General features: G+C 64.2%; 22 protein-coding genes. 9 read left to right on the top strand and 13 right to left on the bottom strand.

The features are described from left to right. Positions 1-37: 37 nt before the first annotated feature. From FX984_RS05980 to FX984_RS05930, 11 genes are read right to left on the bottom strand one after another with little or no spacing between them, the layout of a single operon-like run. Positions 38-1492, bottom strand: coding sequence for a nitrite reductase (locus tag FX984_RS05980; protein ID WP_092357332.1), 1455 nt, complete (start codon positions 1490-1492; stop codon positions 38-40). Continuing rightward, positions 1489-2328 carry a uroporphyrinogen-III C-methyltransferase gene (gene cobA / locus FX984_RS05975; protein ID WP_027607206.1) on the bottom strand — a complete coding sequence of 280 codons (840 nt, stop codon included), beginning with the start codon at positions 2326-2328 and terminating at the stop codon, positions 1489-1491. The genes FX984_RS05980 and cobA overlap by 4 nt, the downstream gene beginning before the upstream one ends. Positions 2329-2372: 44 nt before the next feature. After that, complete coding sequence (nirJ, locus tag FX984_RS05970; RefSeq protein ID WP_027607205.1) at positions 2373-3554, bottom strand: heme d1 biosynthesis radical SAM protein NirJ; 1182 nt, start codon at positions 3552-3554, stop codon at positions 2373-2375. A 3-nt stretch (positions 3555-3557) separates the two neighbouring features. Next, positions 3558-4067, bottom strand: a complete 510-nt coding sequence (gene ahbB, locus FX984_RS05965; RefSeq protein WP_146477244.1) for a siroheme decarboxylase subunit beta — start codon at positions 4065-4067, stop codon at positions 3558-3560. Next, positions 4042-4485: an Lrp/AsnC family transcriptional regulator gene (locus FX984_RS05960; protein ID WP_146477246.1), complete on the bottom strand. Its 444-nt coding sequence runs from the start codon at positions 4483-4485 to the stop codon at positions 4042-4044. Before FX984_RS05960 ends, ahbB (FX984_RS05965) begins: the two co-directional genes overlap by 26 nt. Beyond that, positions 4478-4993, bottom strand: coding sequence for a siroheme decarboxylase subunit beta (ahbB, locus tag FX984_RS05955; RefSeq protein ID WP_027607202.1), 516 nt, complete (start codon positions 4991-4993; stop codon positions 4478-4480). The genes FX984_RS05960 and ahbB (FX984_RS05955) overlap by 8 nt, the downstream gene beginning before the upstream one ends. Continuing rightward, entirely contained in the window at positions 4990-5448 is a 459-nt protein-coding gene (locus FX984_RS05950; protein ID WP_027607201.1) for an Lrp/AsnC family transcriptional regulator, read from the bottom strand. Before FX984_RS05950 ends, ahbB (FX984_RS05955) begins: the two co-directional genes overlap by 4 nt. 1 nt (position 5449) lies before the next feature. Beyond that, positions 5450-6619 (bottom strand): cytochrome D1 domain-containing protein, encoded by a 1170-nt coding sequence (locus FX984_RS05945; protein ID WP_146477248.1) that lies wholly within the window; start codon positions 6617-6619, stop codon positions 5450-5452. Beyond that, positions 6616-6933 (bottom strand): c-type cytochrome, encoded by a 318-nt coding sequence (locus FX984_RS05940; protein WP_027607199.1) that lies wholly within the window; start codon positions 6931-6933, stop codon positions 6616-6618. Before FX984_RS05940 ends, FX984_RS05945 begins: the two co-directional genes overlap by 4 nt. Positions 6934-6949: 16 nt before the next feature. Continuing rightward, complete coding sequence (locus FX984_RS05935; protein ID WP_027607198.1) at positions 6950-7264, bottom strand: c-type cytochrome; 315 nt, start codon at positions 7262-7264, stop codon at positions 6950-6952. A 24-nt stretch (positions 7265-7288) separates the two neighbouring features. After that, a complete protein-coding gene (locus tag FX984_RS05930) occupies positions 7289-8962 on the bottom strand; it encodes a cytochrome D1 domain-containing protein (protein ID WP_027607197.1) in 1674 nt (557 codons plus the stop codon). A 195-nt stretch (positions 8963-9157) separates the two neighbouring features. Here FX984_RS05930 and FX984_RS05925 point away from each other — a divergent pair, with 195 nt between their 5' ends. The 6 genes from FX984_RS05925 (at position 9158) to FX984_RS05885 (ending at position 16051) form a co-directional block, all read left to right on the top strand. Beyond that, positions 9158-9934, top strand: coding sequence for a CbbQ/NirQ/NorQ/GpvN family protein (locus FX984_RS05925; RefSeq protein ID WP_027607196.1), 777 nt, complete (start codon positions 9158-9160; stop codon positions 9932-9934). Continuing rightward, on the top strand, positions 9918-10481 hold the full coding sequence (locus FX984_RS05920; protein ID WP_098479232.1) for a cytochrome c oxidase subunit 3: 564 nt from the start codon (positions 9918-9920) through the stop codon (positions 10479-10481). Before FX984_RS05925 ends, FX984_RS05920 begins: the two co-directional genes overlap by 17 nt. 7 nt (positions 10482-10488) lie before the next feature. Next, positions 10489-10731 carry a cytochrome C oxidase subunit IV family protein gene (locus FX984_RS05915; RefSeq protein WP_027607194.1) on the top strand — a complete coding sequence of 81 codons (243 nt, stop codon included), beginning with the start codon at positions 10489-10491 and terminating at the stop codon, positions 10729-10731. Positions 10732-11365: 634 nt separating this feature from the next. Beyond that, positions 11366-11806 (top strand): c-type cytochrome, encoded by a 441-nt coding sequence (locus tag FX984_RS05905; RefSeq protein ID WP_027607193.1) that lies wholly within the window; start codon positions 11366-11368, stop codon positions 11804-11806. Positions 11807-11809: 3 nt separating this feature from the next. Beyond that, positions 11810-13231 carry a cbb3-type cytochrome c oxidase subunit I gene (locus FX984_RS05900; RefSeq protein ID WP_098479234.1) on the top strand — a complete coding sequence of 474 codons (1422 nt, stop codon included), beginning with the start codon at positions 11810-11812 and terminating at the stop codon, positions 13229-13231. Between the two features lie 978 nt (positions 13232-14209). After that, positions 14210-16051, top strand: coding sequence for a nitric oxide reductase activation protein NorD (locus FX984_RS05885; protein WP_146478383.1), 1842 nt, complete (start codon positions 14210-14212; stop codon positions 16049-16051). Here FX984_RS05885 and FX984_RS05880 read toward each other — a convergent pair. Then, positions 16045-16236 carry a protein DnrP gene (locus FX984_RS05880; RefSeq protein ID WP_146478382.1) on the bottom strand — a complete coding sequence of 64 codons (192 nt, stop codon included), beginning with the start codon at positions 16234-16236 and terminating at the stop codon, positions 16045-16047. The two genes, FX984_RS05885 and FX984_RS05880, sit on opposite strands and share 7 nt — an antisense overlap. Next, complete coding sequence (locus FX984_RS05875; RefSeq protein WP_027607189.1) at positions 16233-16916, bottom strand: Crp/Fnr family transcriptional regulator; 684 nt, start codon at positions 16914-16916, stop codon at positions 16233-16235. The genes FX984_RS05880 and FX984_RS05875 overlap by 4 nt, the downstream gene beginning before the upstream one ends. A gap of 251 nt (positions 16917-17167) precedes the next feature. On the opposite strand from FX984_RS05875, the gene FX984_RS05870 reads away from it, so the two are divergent. From FX984_RS05870 to pdxH, 3 genes are all read left to right on the top strand, one after another. Then, on the top strand, positions 17168-18358 hold the full coding sequence (locus FX984_RS05870; RefSeq protein WP_146478381.1) for an NnrS family protein: 1191 nt from the start codon (positions 17168-17170) through the stop codon (positions 18356-18358). Positions 18359-18367: 9 nt separating this feature from the next. Further along, positions 18368-18799 carry a hypothetical protein gene (locus FX984_RS05865; RefSeq protein WP_146478380.1) on the top strand — a complete coding sequence of 144 codons (432 nt, stop codon included), beginning with the start codon at positions 18368-18370 and terminating at the stop codon, positions 18797-18799. Between the two features lie 661 nt (positions 18800-19460). Then, complete coding sequence (pdxH, locus tag FX984_RS05855; RefSeq protein ID WP_092357320.1) at positions 19461-20108, top strand: pyridoxamine 5'-phosphate oxidase; 648 nt, start codon at positions 19461-19463, stop codon at positions 20106-20108. Positions 20109-20118: the final 10 nt, after the last annotated feature.

The following is a 20118-nucleotide window of genomic DNA, read 5'->3' as shown; positions in this document are numbered from 1 at the left end:
CTCTATGACCCGGCTGCTTCCTGCCTGTCACCCGTGTTCAATGCGATGTCCCTTCCGCAAACTCCACCTTATTGCCCACGTTGTACTTGCCCGACGGCTTATTCATGGGAATGCGCTTCACCTCCTCGAGCGTCTGGCTGTCATACACAATCAGCGCCCCCTCCGTGGCCCAGATGCTCAGCAACACATACCGCCCATCCCGGGTGAATTCCACATGGGCTGCCGTCTTGCCCGGCACTGGCCTCAGGGTGTGGGCGATCTCGAGGGTCTGCTTGTCGATCAGGTGAATCGCATCATTGTCCGGCCCGAAAAACACGTCGCTCCACACATAGCGCGAGTTCACATGGCTGCGCATGAAAAAGCCCGGCCCGAGGGTGGGGATCTGTTTGATCAGGCTCCAGGTCTTGAGGTCGATCACCGAGATTTGCCCCTTGCTGATATTCGGCGTGGCAAACACCCATTGTCCGTTGCGTTGCCAATACGTCCCCGAGCCCAGGTGCGGCATACCGGACAGCGGGATATCGGTGACCACGCGGCCGCTGCCCAGGTCGATCACCTGGCCGCCGCCGGCCTTGCGTGAGGTGGCGATCAGTTGGCGGTAATCGGGCGAGAACGAGAAGTCATCGAGCACATCCTGGGCCTGGATGCGCCGGGGCTCGAAACTGGGCCGAGCATCGGCATAGGACAATTCCCAGACCTCGTTCACGTCCTTGAGCGCGACGATAAAGCTGTTGCGCGGTGGCGCGGTGTACACCGCACTGACCCGTGAGCCGGTGTCCAGGGTCTTGACCAGCGACAGGTCGCGCGCATCCAGCAGCACCAGGTTGCCCGGCAGGTAATTGCCCGCCAGCACCCAGCGGCCATCCTTGCTCACCGCCAGGTTGCGGGTGTTGAGGCCCACGCGGATCTCGGCGATCAACTTGAGGTTGTGCAGGTCGTACTGGCTGATCCAGCCGTCCCGCGAGGCGAAGTACACAAAGCGTCCGTCCGGGGAGAATTTCGGCCCGCCGTGCACCGCGAAGTGGGTAGGGAAACGGTCCAGCACGGCAAAGGTGTCGCCGTCGAGAATATCCATGTGATGGTCGCCGGACTCCACCACCACAAACAGGTTGAGCGGGTCGGCGTGATGTTGCGGCGTGCTCGGCAATTGGCGCAGGTCCGCCAGCACGCTGTGGCTGGTGCGGATGTCATGCTCGTTCCACGTCGCCGGTGAGTCAGGCGGCTGTTGCAGAAACTGCGCCAGCCCATCCATCTGCGCGGCGCTCAGTTGCGCACTGAACGCGGCCATCTGGCTGGCGGGCCGGCCTTGTTCGATGACCTTGCGCACTTCATCCGGCTTGATTCGCCCCAGGCTCTCCGGCAGCAGCGCCGGGCCGGTGGCGCCGATGCGATTAAGCCCGTGGCAGCTTTCGCAATACTGGCGGTAGTCCTGCGCGGGCGTAGCGTGTGCGGCCGTCGCCCACAGCAGCGGCACCAGCAGCAGGCGTTTCATACCGCCACCGCTTCACGGGCCGGTGCCAGGCTGGCGGGGAAGTGCAGGGCGGCGTCGGCAAACAGGTTGACGACGTGGCCGATCACCGTCAGCGTCGGTACGCCGGGTTCGCAGTCGGCGGCCAGGGTGGGCAACTGGCGCAGGGTGCCACGGGCCACCTGTTGATCGGCGCGTGCACCGTTGCTGATCAGGGCGGCCGGTGTGTCCCCGGGCAAACCGGCCGCCACCAAATGCTCGGCGATCAGTGCCAGGTTCGACAGGCCCATGTAGAACACCAGGGTCTGGCTCGGCTCGGCCAGGCTGGCCCATGGCAGTTTCAACGCGCCGTCGCGTTGCAGGTGGCCGGTGACGAAACGGCACGAATTGACCAGCTCGCGGTGGGTCAGCGGGATACCGGCATAGGCGCTGCAGCCGGAGGCGGCGGTGATGCCCGGCACCACCTGGCACGGGATACCGCGCGCGAGCAGGTACTCCAGCTCCTCGGCGCCGCGCCCGAAGATAAACGGGTCGCCGCCCTTGAGGCGCACCACCCGCTGGCCCTGGTCGGCCAACTCAGCCAGCAGTTCATTGAGTTGATCCTGGGGCAGGCTGTGGCAACCGCTGGCCTTGCCCACGTAATGACGGGCGCAGGTCAACGGGATCAGCGCGAGCAGTTCGGCACTGATCAGCCGGTCGAACACCACCGCGTCGGCCTGCATCAACAGGCTCCAGGCGCGCAGGGTCAGCAGGCGCGGGTCACCGGGGCCGGCGCCCACCAACGCGACTTCGCCGGGGTGCAAGGGGCTGTGCAGACTGGCTGGCAGGCCAGTGGAGAAGTGGGCAGTTGAAGTGTGCATGGGACGTCCTTGGTTCATCATCAGGTAGGCGGCCCCCGGTTGTGTCACCGGGTGGTCGAGCAAGGGATCAGGTTGAGGGGCTGGCGCGCGATCTCGGCGTCGCTGAAATAGCAACCGGGGTCCGGGCCCCACAGGTCGCCATCGGCCCAGGCGCGGGTGCGGGTATTGCCGTTGCAGATCGCCAGCCAGCGGCACTCGGCGCAGCGCCCGCCAATGCTGCGCGGGTGTTCGCGCAGGCGCAGCAGCAACGGGTCGGGCTGCTCCAGCCAGAGTTGGCGGAAGGTGGTGTTGCGCACATTGCCCACCGATTGCTGCCACCAGTAGGTGTCCGGGTGCACCTCGCCGGTGTTGTCGATATTGGCGATGCCGCTGCCCGAGGCATTGCCGCCCCAGGCATGCAGCAGGTGTTCAAGCTGCGGGTAGTGTTCGGGCAGGTGCTGGTGCACCCATTGCAGCAACAGCACGGCGTCGGCGTCGTTGTTGCCGCTGACGAAATCGCTGTCCACGCCGTGTTGAATATCGCTCCAGGCCTGCTGGAAAATCAGCGCCATGGCCTCGCGGCTCATCTGCCGGTGCGCATCCAGTTGGCGGCTGCGTTTGCCGCGCCCGCTGTAGTTGAGGTGCGACAGGTAGAACTTCTGCACGTCATAGGTGCGCATCAGCGCCAGCAACTGCGGCAGCTGCCCATGGTTGTCCTGGGTCAGGGTGGTGCGCAGGCCCACGCGAATCCCGGCTTCGCGGCACAGGCGGATGGCGTGCATGGAGCGCTGGAAACTGCCGTGCAGTTGGCGAAACGCGTCGTGGGTCGCTTCCAGGCCGTCGATGCTGATGCCCACGTAGTCGAAACGGGCGTCGGCGATCTGCTGGATGTTGTGCTCATCGATCAGCGTGCCGTTGGTCGACAGTGCGACGAAAAAACCTTTGTCACGGGCATAGGCACTCAGCACGAAGAGGTCTTTGCGCAGCAGCGGCTCGCCCCCGGACAGGATCAACACGCGCACCCCGGCGTCGTGCAAATCGTCGATCACCCGCAATGCTGCCGGGGTGTCGAGCTCATCGCGAAACACGCTGTCGGCGCTGGTGGCGTAGCAGTGCTTGCAGGTGAGATTGCAGCGCCGCAGCAGGTTCCAGATCACCACCGGCGGCCGCTCACTGCCAGGGGGCGAGGTGCGCGGCGGCGGGCATTGACCGGCGAGGGTGCGCAGGTACTGACTGATTCGCAGCATGGGCTATTCCTTTGAGTACGCCGGCGTCAGGCGCAGGCCGGTTTTTTTCAGGATGCGGCTGCTCACCAGCATCTCGTCGGCGCGGCAGGCCTCCCCCAGCAGGAAACGCAGGTGCTCGCGGTAGCTGTCGATTTCTTCGCGACTGCGGCCATGCACCATGGCGAACAGGTTGTAGGGCCAGTCCGGGCGCCGGGGGCGACGGTAGCAATGGCTGACAAACGGCTGGGCGCCGAGCAGTTCTCCCAGGCGCGGCACGTGCACATCGGCCACGTCCCACACCGTCATGCCGTTATGCCGATAGCCCAGGCGGTAGTGGTTGGGCACCGCGGCGATACGCCGGATCGCGCCTTCGGCCTGCAGGCGCTTGAGCAGGTCGAGGGTCGACTCGACGCTGATGCCCAGTTGCTCGGCGAGCCAGGCCCATGGGTCCTCCACCAGCGGCAGGCCGCTTTGGGTGAGGGCGACCAGTTGCAGGGCCAGGGTGTTGTCAGACCGGGAAATACAGACCGACATGGTAGGTGTGCTCCTTCGGCAGGTTGAGCACCGCCAGCCCGGTCAGGGCCTCGATGCACGACAGGGTATCGGCCAGCTCCTGCGCGGTGGCGCAGGCCAGCACGAACCACATGTTCCAGCGGTGTTCGCGGCGGTAGTTGTGGGCCACCTGGGGCAGGGCGTTGAGCTGCTCGGCGACCGCATCAAAGCGCGCCTCGGGTACGGCGAGCGCCGCGAGGGTGAAAGCGCCGCCGAGACGCTCGACATCGAACATCGGGCCGAAGCGCGTGAGCATGCCGTCTTCGAGCAAGTCGTGCAGGCGGTCGAGCAGTTCGCTCGCAGGGCAATGCAGTTCCTCGGCCACCTGCTGCCAGGGCTGGCGCACCAGCGGCAGGCCGTGTTGCAGGCGGTTGATCAGTTGTCGATCCAGCTCATCCATGGGCCCATACCTGTGACGGCGGCGGCGCGAAACGCCCACCGCATTGCTTGAAGGCGCGGGTGCTGAACAGCAGTTGGTGGGGCAAGTCGCTGAGCAGATGCTGCTCCAGCAACGCCTGGATCTGCGCCTCGACCACCGCGCGCTCGCGCCCGTGCACCATGCAGAACAGGTTGTAGCGCCACTGCGGCAGGCGCCGCGGGCGCTGGTAACACAGGTTTACGCCGGGCGCGCGGCCCAGGCGCGCACCGACTTCATCGACCAGCGCATCCGGCACATCCAGCACCAGCATGGCATTGGCCACATAGCCCAGGGCGCGGTGATTGAGCACCAGGCCGACGCGACGGAACAGGCCCTGGTCGTGCCATTGCTGCATCTGTTGCAGCACCTGATCGTGGTGGGCACCGATCTGCTCGGCGAGCTCGTCGTAGGGCCGTGGCACGATGGGCAGGCCGCGCTCCAGGCACTGGCGCAGGTCGAGCATCTGCTCGTGGTTCAGTGGCGCGATCACGGCTGCTCTCCGAGGGAGAATCCAAGGTCGATGCGATAGGCGGTGAGCATCGGCAGGTCCAGGGGCGTGAGGCCGGTGTCTTGCTCCAGCTCGTCGAGGATCTGCTGCAGGTGCTGGCGGTGGGGCCCGGTGAGCACGAACCACAGGTTGTAACGGTGCTCGCGGGCATAGTTGTGATTGACCTCCGGGTACTGGCTGACCCGTGCGGCCACTTGTTCCAGGCGCTCGATCGGCACCGCCAGGGCGGCCAGGGTGCTGGCGCCGGCGCGGGAGTGTTCGAACACCGGGCCGATGCGCGACAAGGCGCCGGCCAGTTCCAGGCGTTGCAGGCAGGCCATCACCTCGGCCGCGCTGCAGCCCAGCACCTGGGCCATTTCGCGGTAGGGCTCGGCGCACAGCGGCATGCCGTGCTGGAAGCGTTCGATCAATTGCTGGCTGAGCGAATCAAGGTCCATTTCAATACCCCATTTTTTGCGCGCGCAGGCTGAAGAAAATCCCGCTGGGACTCCGGGCCGGCAGGCTTTTCAGCAGGGTCAGGCGGTACGGATCCCACACTTGCAACTGTTCGCCATCGCGCACCGACAGCCACAGTTGCTCGCCACGCCCGGTGAATTCCATGTGCAGCACACCGGGGCCGGGGCGCAGGTCGGCGACCACCTGGTGGGTTTCGGTGTCGAGCACCTGCACCCGGTCGTTGTCCGGGTAGGCGAAGTTGACCCACAACTGGCGCCCGTCGGGCCGCGCAGTGACAAAGATCGGCTGCCCGGCCACCGGGATCGCCGCCGTCTGCCGCCAGGTGCGCGCGTCCATCACCAGCACCTGGTGACGTCCCACCGCCGGCACGAACGCCTGGTCATCGGCGACGGCCCAGCCCTCCAGGTGGGGCATCTTGTACACCGGCAGCTTGGCCTGGCCCCGGCCGTAGTCCTTGAGTACGCGCACCACGCCGCGCTCCGGGTCCCACAGGTCGAGCTGGGCCATGCCGTCCTCACCGAACAGCCCGGCCATGTAGTAGCGGCCGTCGGCGGTGATCAGCGCGTCATAGGGTTGCTCGCCGACGTCCTTGAAGCGGGTGATACGCGGCGGGTTGCCGTGGCTGAAGTCGGCGCTCCAGATCTCGCCGGTGTCGAACAGGCTGAACACGAAGCGCTGCCCGGGCGCATCCACCAGGCCGACTACCCGCGAGCGCTTGCCATCGGCCATTTCCGTCGCGGGGATGTCGGCAATGAGTGCCAGGTTCTCGGCGTCGAACACCTTGACCCCGCCCGGCACGTAGTTGGACACAGCGATCAGGCGCCCATCCTGGCTGATGGCGCCGCCGATGCTGTTGCCGCCCTGGACGATGCGCCGCTCGATGCGTTGGCGCAGCAGGTCGATCTTGGTCAGCCCGCCATCGCGGGCAAACACGTAGGCATAGCGCTGGTCGCGGGAAAACACCGCCGAGGCGTGGGACAGGTCGCCCAGCCCCTCGATACGGGCCAGTTCGGTCATGCCGGTGCTCTCGATAATCTGTACGCTGCCACTGGCGCGTTCGATCACCAGGCCCAGGTCGCCGCTGCCGCGCAATGCAGGTTGGGCGCAGGCACCCAGCAACAGGCACAGGGATAACAGGGTGGGACGCATCATGGTGGGGGGCTTCCTTGCAATAGGCGGTCGACCAGCCAGGCAATATCGCCGGCACTCAGCAGCGGGCCCCACCCGGGCATGGCGCGGGCGGGGCGGCCGTAGGTCACGGTGGCGATCAGGCTGTCGCGGCTGTGGTGGGCCAGGGCTTGCGGTGTGAGGGCCGGGCCCAGGCCGCCGGTGAGGTGCAGGCCATGGCAGGCCCCGCAATCCTGGGTCAACAGGTGTTCAAGGCGGGCAGCGTCCGGGGTGGCCGCTGCCCGCGCGGGAATCAGCAGGAGCAGCGCCATGGCCGTACCGATCATCGATGCTTGCATGGCGTGCTCCTTGTGCTTATTTCAAGGTCAGGACCCAATCGGCCAACACCTTGGCTTCATCATCGGTGACCTGGTTCGGCGGCATCGGCACCGGTCCCCAGTTGCCCTGGCTGCCGTTCTTGATGTGGCTGGCCAGGGTGGTGGCTGCGTCTTTCACGCCGGCATTCTTGGCGGCGACGTCCTTCAAGGCCGGCCCCACCAGTTTGCTGTCAATCGTGTGGCAGCCCACACAGGGTTTGCTGTTGAACAACCCCGGGCCGTCTTGTGCCAACACCGGTTGCAGGCTGAGCGCAGCGGCGGATGCCAGCAGTGCGAGGAGCATATTTTTCATTCGGTGACCTCGTGTTGATGGGGCTCAATAAATGTCGTGTTGGGTGTTGTAGACGTTGAATTTTCCGGTCGGCGTGATCAGGCGCTTGTCGCGGATCACCTGCTTGAGCTTCAAGGTCTTGTCATCGATCACCACCAGCGCCGACTCTTCGGTCTGGCCGTTCCACACCGAGAACCACACCTCGTCACCGGCCTTGTTGTATTCCGGTTGCACCACCCGCAGCGCGCCTTGCTTGATGCCCGAATACTCGGCAATCGGCAGCACGGTGTAGCCCTTGTCCAACTGGTTGATGTCGAACACCGCCACCGACTGGCTGAGCTTGGCGTCGGGGTTGAGGGTGGTGTCGACATACAGGTGATGGGAGTTGGGGTGGGTCTTGATAAACAGCGAACCGCCGCCCTGGCCCTTGAGGGATTCCACCTGTTTCCAGGCGTATTGCGGGTGCTTGACCGGGTCGGTGCCGATCACCGAAATACCGCCGTCGCCCAAGTGGCTGGTGGCCCATACCGGCCCATATTTTGGGTGATTGAAGTTGGCGCCACGGCCGGGATGCGGGGTCTTGCCGACCTCCACCAACGCGGTGAGCTTGCGCTCCCTGGAGTCGATCACCGCGACCTTGTTGGAGTTGTTCGCGGCGGTCATGAAGTAGCGGTGGGTGCTGTCCCAGCCGCCGTCATGCAGGAACGGCGCGGCGTCGATGGTGGTGATGGTGAGGTTCTTGATGTCCTGGTAATTGACCAGCATCACCTTGCCGGTTTCCTTGATATTGACGATGAACTCCGGCCACTCGTGGGAGGCGATGATCGCCGCCACGCGGGGTTCGGGGTGGTATTCCTGCTTATCGACGGTCATGCCCCGAGTGGACACGATCTGCCTGGGCTCCAGGGTTTCGCCATCCATGAGGGTGAACTGCGGCGGCCAGTAGGAACCGGCAATCGCGTACTTGTCTTCGTAGCCCTTGAACTTCGAAGTCTCCACCGAGCGGGCCTCGATGCCCACCTTGATCTCGGCGACTTTGGTCGGCTCCAGGGGCCACAGGTCGATCATGTCGATCTTGGCATCGCGGCCGATCACCAGCAGGTAGCGGCCAGACGCGGAGATACGCGAGATATGCACGGCGTAACCGGTGTCGATCAGCTTGATGATCTGCTTGGTGTCGCCGTCCACCAGGGCGATCTTGCCGTCGTCGCGCAGGGTGACCGAGAACAGGTTTTGCAGGTTGAGGGTGTTCAGTTGTTTTTTCGGCCGGTCTTCGGGCTTGACCAGCACTTTCCAGGTCTTGAGGGTTTCGGCCATGCCCCATTCCGGCGGGGTGGGCGCGGTGTGCTGGATGAAGGTGGCCATGCTGGTGATCTGCGCCTTGGTCAGCGCATTGGACGTGCCCCAGTTGGGCATGCCGGCCGGGGAACCGTAGGTGATCAGCGCTTCCAGATACGCCTGGCCACGGGCCTGGGTGATGTCCGGGGTCAGCGGCTTGCCGGTGGCGCCTTTGCGCAACACACCGTGGCAGCCGGCGCAGCGTTCGAAGTAAATCTGCTTGGAGGCGTCGAACTCAGCCTGGCTCATATCCGGCGCGCCGGGGCTTTTCACCATCCCGGTCGGCGCGTCGCCATGGGCGTTGATGGGCAATGCGAGGGCCAGGGCGCAGCTCAGGCTGGCAAGACTCAGGACCCAGGGTTTTCTGTTGCGAGTCAGCATTCCATATCTCCTCAGGCAAGACCTTTGCGATGCCCGGCGAAGGCGGGGTAGAGCGCAGGTTCTTAGTGCCAGGCAAGACTATGTTGCAGTCGCGCAAGGCTCGCTTGACGGCGATCAAGTTTGCCGTTGTACGTGCTTGCCAGGTTGTCGCAGGGGCCCTTAGCGTGGGGGCCGAACCCGTTGCGAGTACGCGTGATGACCGAGCCCTTCTACCAACCGCTGGATAACGAACAGCAGCTGTTCGAACACGCCTGGCGCCACCACCTGCCGGTGCTGATCAAAGGCCCCACGGGCTGTGGCAAGACGCGCTTCGTGCAGCACATGGCGCACCGCCTGAACCTGCCTCTGTACACCGTGGCCTGCCACGACGACCTCAGCGCCGCCGACCTGCTCGGCCGCCACCTGATCGGCACCGACGGCACCTGGTGGCAGGACGGCCCACTGACCCGCGCCGTGCGCGAAGGCGGGATCTGCTACCTCGACGAAGTGGTGGAAGCGCGCCAGGACACCGCCGTGGTGCTGCACCCGATTGCCGATGAACGCCGCGAACTGTTCCTGGAACGCACCGGCGAAGTGCTCAAGGCGCCGTCGTCGTTCATGCTGGTGGTGTCGTACAACCCCGGCTACCAGAACCTGCTCAAGGGCATGAAACCCAGCACCCGCCAGCGCTTCGTGGCGATGCGGTTTGGTTACCCGCCGGTGGCCGACGAAGAACGCATCGTCGCCCGCGAGGCCGGTGTGGATGTGGCGCTGGCCGCCCAGGTCGTGCGCCTGGGCCAGGCGCTGCGTCGGCTTGACCAGCATGACCTGGAGGAGGTGGCCTCCACCCGGCTGCTGATCTTCACCGCCCGCCTGATCGGCGCCGGCATGAGCCCACGCGAAGCCTGCCTGGCCTGCCTGGCCGAACCGCTGAGCGACGACCCGCAGACCGTCGCCGCGCTGATGGACGTGGTGGATGTGCACTTTGCCTGAACCGCGCCGGCTGCCAGGCGACCTGGCGATGTGGTTTTTTATCCTCGCCGAGCTGTTGGTGTTCGCGATTCTGATCCTCACGTTTGCCGTGACCCAGGCGCTCAAGCCCGAGCTGTTTGCCGCCGGGCGCGCACAGCTGGATACCTCGACCGGGTTGGCGATGACCTTGAGCCTGCTGACCGCAGGCTTGTTGGCCGCGTTGGCGGTGCAGCAGGTGCGATTGCAGTGCTGGCGACGCGGCGCCGGTTTGTTCGTCGCGGCGTTGTTGGTGGCGCTGGTGTATGTGGGGATCAAGCTTGGCGAGTACGCCCACCTGGGCGCTGCCGGACTGGGCCTGGAGCACGGCACGTTTTTTACCTTGTACTGGATACTCACGGGGTTTCATTTCCTGCATGTGCTGCTGGGGATGGTGATTCTCGGGTGGCTGGCGCTGGGCTGCTGGCGCGGCGGGCTGTCGGTCGGCGGGCTGGAGTCGGGGGTGCTGTATTGGCACATGGTGGATCTGGTGTGGGTGGTGTTGTTTCCGCTGGTCTATGTGATTCGCTGAGGTGTGTATGACGGGTTCCCGGACGCTGATCCTGTGTTGGCTGATGTTGGTGGTGCTGAGCGTTGGCACTGTGCTGACGGGGGCGTCCGGGTTGTGGTGGGCGGTGTTGCTGCTGGCGGTGGTCAAGGGGTGGGTGATTGTGGATGGGTTTATGGCGTTGCGGCGCGGGCCAGTGTTGTGGAGATTTTTGATGCTGGGGTGGGGGGTGGTTGTGGTCGCTTTACTGAGTACATATCCGTTATTTGCGTAGCGGCTGCTTACGAGGCTCGGTATGCCCTCACTCCAGATCAAAAGCCAAGCCGCGGCGGCCTTAGAGCCGACCGGTGTTGGGTCTGGTGTACTCGGTTAAAAATGTGGGAGGGGGCTTGCCCCCGATTGCAGTGGGTCAGTACCAAATCCATCAACTGACACTCCCTCATCGGGGGCAAGCCCCCTCCCACATTTGGATCTCCATCCAGCAGGCAGGCCTCAGCCTGCTTTTGCTCTGGCTTTTGATCTTGATCCTGGGCGCCCCGTCAAACACGCTGGCCGAACGCAGGCTTGAATCCGTGGGTAACCCGGCAGGACGCCGGGTTAGCCGTCCTGGGCCAAGGATGGCCCATGACGGCGGCCCACGGATTCAAGCCGGAGTGAGGGCATGCCGAGCCTAGGCGAGGCACCGAGTGTTGGGGCAAGAGCCCTTTGGTTACTTTGGGGCTCTTTTCCAAAGTGACCCGCTGTAAGAGCGGAACCATAGGCCGCCGTTACCTAAATAACGGATATGTACCCAACCCAACCCCCAAAAAAATACCCCACCAAAACCATCAACAATTCTTGATCGCCATCAAGCAGTTTCCACCCCCCACCTCCCTATCATTCCCTGGCCAAGCCATGAGGAAGCGACCATGTCAGAGACCTTCACCAAGGGCATGGCCAGGAATATCTATTTCGGAGGAAGCGTGTTCTTCTTCCTGATTTTCCTGGCCCTGACCTACCACACCGAACAAACCTTTCCCGCCCGCAGCAACGTCGACCAACTCACCGAATCTGTCGTGCGCGGCAAAGGCGTCTGGGAGCGCAACAACTGCGTCGGCTGCCACACCTTGCTGGGCGAGGGCGCTTATTTCGCGCCGGAGCTGGGCAATGTGTTCAAGCGCCGGGGCGGCGAAGAAGGGTTCAAGCCGTTCCTGCATGCCTGGATGAAAATGCAGCCCCTGGGTGTACCGGGGCGACGGGCCATGCCGCAATTCAATCTCAGCGACCAGGAGGTGGACGATATGGCCGAGTTCCTCAAATGGAGCTCGAAGATCAATACCAACAACTGGCCACCGAACAAGGAGGGCTGAGCCATGCGCAGTGCCAATCCATACTTGAAATTCCAATCCCAGGCCGTGGCCAAACCCTACTTTGTGTTCGCCCTGATCCTGTTTCTCGGTCAGGTGCTGTTCGGTTTGATCATGGGCCTGCAATACGTGATCGGCGACTTTCTGTTCCCGTTGATCCCCTTCAACGTGGCGCGGATGGTCCATACCAATCTGCTGATCGTGTGGCTGCTGTTCGGCTTTATGGGCGCGGCCTACTACCTGGTGCCCGAGGAGGCCGAACGCGAGCTGCACAGCCCGAAACTGGCGATCGTCCTGTTCTGGGTGTTCGCCGCCGCCGGGGTGTTGACCATCCTCGGCTACCTGCTGGTACCGTATGCGGCGCTGGCCAAGTTGACCCACAACGAGCTGCTGCCGACCATGGGGCGTGAGTTCCTGGAGCAACCGACCATCACCAAAATGGGCATTGTCGTGGTGTGCCTGGGCTTTCTGTACAACATCGGCATGACCCTGCTCAAGGGCCGCAAGACCACCGTCAGCATGGTGATGATGACCGGGCTGATCGGCCTCGCGGTGTTCTTCCTGTTCTCCTTCTACAACCCCGGCAACCTGGCGCGGGACAAGTTCTACTGGTGGTGGGTGGTGCACCTGTGGGTCGAAGGCGTGTGGGAGCTGATCATGGGCTCGATGCTGGCCTTCGTGCTGATCAAGGTCACCGGCGTCGACCGCGAAGTGGTGGAGAAATGGCTGTACGTGATCATCGCCATGGCCTTGATCACCGGGATCATCGGCACCGGTCACCACTTCTTCTGGATCGGCGCACCCGAGGTGTGGCTGTGGGTCGGTTCGATCTTCTCGGCCCTGGAGCCGCTGCCGTTCCTGGCGATGGTGATGTTCGCCTTCACCATGGTGAAGCAACGTCGGCGCCAGCACCCCAACCGCGCGGCCACGTTGTGGGCCAAGGGCACCACGGTCACGGCGTTCTTCGGCGCGGGCGTGTGGGGTTTCCTGCACACCCTGGCACCGGTCAACTTCTACACCCACGGCACCCAACTCACTGCCGCCCACGGGCACCTGGCGTTCTTCGGTGCCTACGCCATGATCGTGATGACCCTGATCAGCTACGCCATGCCCCGCCTGCGCGGTATCGGTGAAGCGCCGGACGCGCGTTCGCAGACCCTCGAAATCCGGGGCTTCTGGATGATGGTGCTGTCGATGGTGATGATCACGCTGTTCCTCACCGCCGCCGGGGCCGTGCAGGTCTGGCTGCAACGCTGGCAGGTGGATGGGGTGGCCTTGCCGTTCATGGCCACGGTGGAGCATTTGCAGGGACTGTTCTGGGCGCGGTTGGTCAGTGGGGTGGGCTTTCTGATGGGGTTGCTCTGCTACCTGTTCAGCTTCCGGCAACGCGCCCGGATGGCTGGAGCACCGGTGCCGATCGTCTACTGAAGGTAACGCGGTCCAAATGTGGGAGGGGCGGTGCGACGATTCGACTTGCCCCCGATGGCGGCCTGTGGGCCGACCGCTTTTTGGGGGGGAGTACATATCCGTTGCTGCGGTAACGGCTGCTTAGGGTTCCGCTCTTACAGCGGGTCACTTTTGGAAGAGCGCCAAAAGTAACCAAAAGGGCTCTTGCCCCAACACTCGGCACCTCGCCTAGGCTCGGTGTGCCCGAACGAAGGCTTTGGAGCGTGGGCCGCCGCGATGGGCCATCCTTGGCCCAGCGCGGCTAACCCGGCGTCCTGCCGGGTTACCCACGCTCCAAAGCCTGCGTTCGGCCAGCGTGTTTGACGGGGCGATTTGAGATCAAAAGCCAAAGCGCGGCGGCCTTAGAGCCGACCGGAGTTGTGCCTGGTGTACTCGGTAAATGTGGGAGGGGGCTTGCCCCCGATGAGGGAGTGTCAGTTGGTGGATTTGGTACTGACCCACTGCAATCGGGGGCAAGTCGAATCGTCGCACCGCCCCTCCCACATTTGGATCTCCATATATCAGCTGGACCTCGGTCTGCTTTTGCTCTGGCTTTTGATCTTGATCCTAGGCGCCCCGTCAAACACGCTGGCCGAACGCAGGCTGGAATCCGTGGGTAACCCGGCAGGACGCCGGGTTAGCCGTCCTGGGCCAAGGATGGCCCATGACGGCGGCCCACGGATTCAAGCCGGAGTGAGGGCACACCGAGCCTAGGCGAGGTGCCGAGTGTTGGGGCAAGAGCCCTTTTGGTTACTTTTGGGGCTCTTTTCCAAAAGTGACCCGCTGTAAGAGCGGAACCCTAAGTGGCCGTTACCGCAGCAATGGATATGCACTCGGTCCAATCCAAAAAAATGGTCGGCCCAGAGGCCGCCATCGGGAGCAAGTCGAATCGTCGCACCGCCCCTCCCACATTTTGACTGCAGTGTGCCTGTCAAACATCAAACAGTTGGAGCCCATCCCATGGCCTTTACCCTTGAATTGGAAGAATGGGTCGGCAGTGCCTGGCACCGCTTTATCACCCGCCGCGCCAGTGTCGATTTTCCGCACGCGCGGGTCGATCTGGTCGACCGCCAGCGCAGCCTCGCCGTATTGTTTCGCGCCCTGGGCGGTGCCAGCGGGATCGCCCTCGAAGCCGCCAGCGAACGCGACCTGCTGCTGCGCCGCAACCTGTTGATGCGCATCGCCGGCACCTGCAAGCATGCACCCCTGGCCTCCTGCGATGGCAACCGTCTACGCCTGCCGTCGAGCCTGGCGGTGTACCCCACCGTCGCCTTGAACCGGGAGCTGTACCGCTGGCTGGCGCTGCTGGCCGCCCATGCAGGCCCCATGACCCATTGGGCCCGGGACAACCAGCGCTGGACCTGGCTGCTGCTGCAACGCTACCCGGCGCTGTTGCCCAGCTACCAGCGCCTGGTGGACGCCCATATTACGCTGCGCCCCGACCCGGCCAGACTGAGTCCCGCTGAAGCCGCCCTGGAAAAAGCCCTGCGCAAGGCCCTGCGCGAGCCCGGCAGCGTGCGCCATCTGCCCCGCAGCGAACGCGCTGCCTGGCCGTTGCCCTTATGGCTGTACCCGCCGTTGCACCTGGACACGCCCCAGGCCCTCGATCTTGAAGACGACGGCGACGACCTCGCCACCCCGTCCGGGGAGCAGCAGGGCGCGCCCAAACGTGCCAGCCGTGTGGATGATCACGGCCGTGATGGCGGCCTGCTGGTGGTGCGCCTGGAAAACCTGTTCAGCTGGACCGAGCACGTCGACCTCGATCGCTGGGCCGACGACAGTGAGGACCCGGACGCCGCCCGCGTCGCCGAAGACCTCGACCAGTTGAGCCTGTCGCGCCAGCGCGTGCGCAAGAGTGGCGGCTTGAAGCTGCACCTCGACCTGCCGCCCGCCGATGTGGATGACATCCCCCTCGGCGAGGGCATCAAGCTGCCCGAGTGGGACTACCGCCAACAATGCCTTCGACCCGGTTTCGTCAATCTGCAGCTGATGCAGCCACGTGCCGATGCACCGCAACCGTTACCGGCCCGATTACTCGGCCCGGCCCAGCGCCTGCGCCGTCAATTCCAGCAACTGCGCACCGACCGCCAATGGCTGCGCCGGCAACCCCAGGGCGCGGAGCTGGACCTGCAAGCCTGGGTGGATTTCTACGCGCAACGCCAACACGGCGCCTGCACCGAACGCGGCTTGTACCAGGAGCAACGTCACACCCGACGCGACCTGGCATGCCTGCTGCTGGCGGACCTGTCGATGTCCACCGACGCGCATTTGAACGACGAGCAAAAGGTCATCGACGTGATCCGCGACAGCCTGTTGCTGTTCGGCGAAAGCCTGGACGGGCTGGGGGATGCGTTTGCACTGTATGGCTTCTCGTCCCTGCGCCGCCATCAGGTGCGCCTGCACCAGCTCAAGACCTTCGAGCAAGTCTATGACGACCGCACGCGTGGCTGTATCCAGGCCCTCAAACCGGGGTACTACACGCGCATGGGCGCCGCGATTCGCCAGGCCACCCAGTTGATGGGCGCGTGCAAACAGCGGCGCAAGTTGTTGTTGCTACTGACCGATGGCAAGCCCAATGACCTGGATCTGTATGAGGGCCGCTACGGGGTCGAAGACACCCGCCAGGCAGTGGTCGAGGCGCGGCGCCAGGGCCTGATTCCGTTCTGCATCACCATCGACAGACAGGCCGGGGACTATTTGCCCTATATGTTCGGTGCCCATGGCTACACCCTGATCCGCCAGCCGGAGCAGTTGCCGCTGCGGTTGCCCCAGCTGTACCGGCAACTGACCGAGGGTCAGTAGAAGTCGCGGGGCAACCAGAAGAACATCGCGATGCAAAACAGCGCCAGGCCCAGGCAGAACCACTGGAAACGCCGTAGCCGCCGCGCTTGCAGGCTGGCATCCGCGGCGGGCAGGGACGTTCCGCAGCCGGCGCATGCCTCGCGCACGTCGGCATTGCGCTGCTGGCAATACAGGCAGGTTTTCACTCGAATTGCTCCAGGCGCAGCCGGTCCAGAATGGCGATCTGACGTCCGTCCTGGGTGATGATCTTTTCGTCGATCAGGCGCCGGATAATCCGCGAAAAGGTCTCCGGCTGGATCGACAGATGCCCGGCAATCAACTGCTTGGCCATGGGCAGTTCGAAGGTGGCGTCGGTGCTGTGCAGGCGCATCAGTTGGGTCAGCAGGTAGCGCACCACGCGGTGGGTGGCGTTTTTCAGCGACAGGGTCTCGATCTCGTTGACCCGCTGGTGCAGGCGCACGCACAACGTGCCGAGCAGGGCGAAGGTCAGGCGGCTGTTGCTGTGCAGCAGGCGCATGTAGGTGGCGTTGGACAAACGGTACAACTGGGTGGGGCACACCGCTTCGGCGCAGGCCACGTAGTTGGGGGTGTCCATCAGCATCATGGCCTCGGCGAAGGTCTGGCGCTCGCCGATTACTTCGAAGACTTTCTCCTGGCCGTCGGGGGTCAAACGGTAGACCTTCACCGCACCGGCGATCACAAAGTAAAACGCCTCGGCCGATTCGCCCTGGCGGAACAGCGGCTCGCCTTTGTCGATGCTCAGCAACTGGCTGTTGCCCATCAGCTCGTCGAGTTCTTCGTCGTTCAGCGGTTCGAACAGGTGATGGCTGCGCAGGATCTGGTGGTGCACGCGATGCAGCACCATGCCCGGTTCCTTGAACAGCAGCGGGGCGTTCACACCAGCACCAGCGAGAGCCCGCTGGCGGCGGCCAGCATGGAGCCGAGGATCACAAACCAGGCGAGGGGGACATAGGCGTTTTTCATCATGGCTCCGGGGTGCGGTGTGGATATAGGCGCGAGGGTAATCCCTTGGCCCCGATAGCGACTTGATCTACGACAAGGGCAATACGCAGGTATCGGCGCAAGATTGCCGCAGTCCTGAAGGGAGACCGTGTCATGCAAGTGCTCGATCGGCGCAAGGCCATGTCGATTACCCCGTTGTTTCGCCTGGCCTTCCGGCCATTCTTTCTCGGCGCCTGTGTGTTGGCGGCGCTGGCAATCCCCCTGTGGCTGCTGGCCCTGGGCGGGCACCTCGGCAGTTGGCAACCCGCCGGCGGCTGGCTGGCCTGGCATCGCCATGAGCTGCTGTTCGGCTTTGGCGTGGCGATCATCGCCGGGTTCCTGCTCACGGCAGTGCAGACCTGGACCGGCCGCCCAGGCATCAGCGGCAATGCCCTGGCGCTGCTTGCCGGCGTGTGGCTGGCGGCGCGCCTGGGCTGGTTGTTCAACCTGCACTGGCCGCTGCTGGCGGTGCTGGAACTGACCTTTCCCTTGGCCGTCGCCGCGGTGATGGGCTGGACCCTCTGGCAGGTAAGACAGACGCGTAATTACCCGATTGTGCTGGTGCTGGCGCTGCTGACCGTGGCTGATGCGCTGTCGCTGTATGGCTTGCTGCGCAATGACTCCGGGCTGCAGCGCCAGGCGGTGCTCACCGGCCTGTGGCTGGTGGCGGCGATGATGGGCCTGATCGGCGGACGGGTGATTCCGTTTTTCACCCAGCGCGGTTTGGGTCGGGTCGAAGCGGTCAAACCCTGGGCGTGGCTGGACCTTATATTGCTTGGCGGCTCGCTGCTGATCGCCGTGCTGTATGCCGCAGGGCCCGCGTTGGGCGCCAACCTGTGGATCGGCCTGCTGTTCGCCGCCCTCGGGCTGGGGCACCTGGTGCGCCTGGTCCGCTGGCATGATCGTGGCCTGTGGCGCGTGCCGTTGCTGTGGTCATTGCACCTGGCGTATGCCTGGCTGGCCGTGGCCTGCCTGGGCATGGCGCTGTGGCACTTCGGCGCGCCGCTCAATCCCAGCCTGGCCGTGCATGCATTGACCATCGGCGCCATGGCCGGGCTGATCCTGGCCATGATCGCCCGCGTCAGCCTGGGCCACACCGGCCGCCCGTTGCAGCCGCCCGCAGGGATGACCCTGGCCTTTGGGCTGCTGAACCTGGCGTGTGTGTGCCGGGTGGTGCTGGTCCTGCTGTTGCCGATGGCCGCGTTGTGGCTGGCGGGGGTGTGCTGGACCCTCGGGCTCGGCCTGTACCTGTGGCGGTATGGCCCGATGCTGTGGCAGGCACGGGTCGATGGGCATCCGGGCTAGGAGGACGTCATGCTCTATTCCACCTTGTTGATCGTGCATCTGCTGGCAGCGATTGCGTTTATCGGCACGCTGTTTTTCGAAGTAGTGATCTGGTACAGCGCCCGCGAGGAACTGGCCTGGTCGGCGCAGTTCACCTCCGACCATGCCATTGCACGGCGTTCGCGCCAGGTACTGCACGGCGTGGTGGTGCTGCTGTACGGCGCGGGCATCGGCCTGGCCTGGCACTATCGCGGGCTGTTGGCGGTGCCCTGGGCCAGCCACTTCGCCGCGCTGCTGAGCCTGAAAATCCTGCTGGCCCTGAGCATCATCGGCCATTACCTGTGGCTGGCGTACCTGCTGAGTCACCAGCGCTTGAGCCCCCGGCGTGCGACGTGGATTCGTCGCAGCATCCTGGTGCATATGGTCGTGATCGTGATCGTGGCCAAGCTGATGTTGCGTTGATCAGGCAGGCGGACTGAGCGCCCTGGTAAACAACAGGTCGTTCTCCAGGCGGATGTGGTCGCGCGGGTGTTGCTGCGGTAATGGAGTGAGATCCAGAGCAGACTAGTATCTACCTGACTGTATGGAGATCAAATGTGGGAGGGGCGGTGCGACGATTCGACTTGCCCCCGATGGCGGCCTGACAGCCGACCAGGATGTTGGATCAGGCCGAGTACATATCCGTTGCTACGGTAACGGCCACCTATGGTTCCGCTCTTACAGCGGCTCACTTTTGGAGGGACCCAAAAGTAAGCAAAAGGTCCTCGCCCCAACACTCGGCACCTCGCCTAGGCTCGGTGTGCCCTCACTCCGGCTTGAATCCGTGGGCCGCCGTCATGGGCCATCCCTGGCCCAGGACGGCTAACCCGGCGTCCTGCCGGGTTACCCACGGATTCAAGCCTGCGTTCGGCCAGCGTGTTTGACGGGGCGCCTGAGATCAAGATCAAAAGCAGAGCCAGAGCAACAGCCAGAGCAACAGCAACAGCAACGCGATCCGTTGTGTAGCCCCCCACACCTCAAGCAATCACATGCGGCGTCATGCCACGGGCGAATGTTGATCGCGGTCAAGGGATAACTTCGTGGTAGTTCCCACACTGTGGCGAACTTTCTGGAGGACTGCGCCATGCCCCTGTCTCTTGCGCAATTGCGCCGCAACTACACCCTTTATGGCCTGCGTGATGACTTGGTGCAGGACGATCCCTTGGTGCTGTTCGGCCAGTGGCTGGATCAGGCGCGTAAAACCGAGGTGCCGCCGGCCGAGGCCAATAGCATGGCCTTGGCTACGGTCGATCATGATGGGCATGCCCACTGTCGCATCCTGCTGCTCAAGGGTTTCAGTGCCGAGGGTTTTTTCTTTTTCGGCCATTACCAGAGTGCCAAGGGCCAGGAGTTGGCGAGCAATCCCCATGCGGCCATGACGTTTTTCTGGCCGGGGCTGGAGCGTCAGGTGCGTATCGAAGGCCCGGTGGTTCGAGCGGATGCGCAGCTGTCGGACGATTATTTCGATGCGCGACCGGCCGCCAGCCAGTTGGGCGCCTGGGCGTCGCCGCAAAGCCAGCCCCTTGGCCATCGCAGCGAGTTGGAAAGCCGCCTGCGTGACGTCACCGAGCGTTTCGCCGGGCAGCAACCACCACGGCCCGAGCATTGGGGCGGTTACCGCCTGCAACCGCAGCGCATCGAGTTCTGGCAGGGCCGGCCCGACCGTCTGCATGACCGTCTCGACTACCGCCTGCACGGGGGCATTTGGCAGCGCACGCGCCTGGCCCCCTGAACGAGATACC

Source organism: Pseudomonas marginalis, assembly GCF_008692035.1.
GTDB lineage: Bacteria > Pseudomonadota > Gammaproteobacteria > Pseudomonadales > Pseudomonadaceae > Aquipseudomonas > Aquipseudomonas marginalis.
The sequence above is the reverse complement of the archived record's forward strand: the minus strand, read 5'-3'. Positions and strand labels throughout refer to the sequence as shown.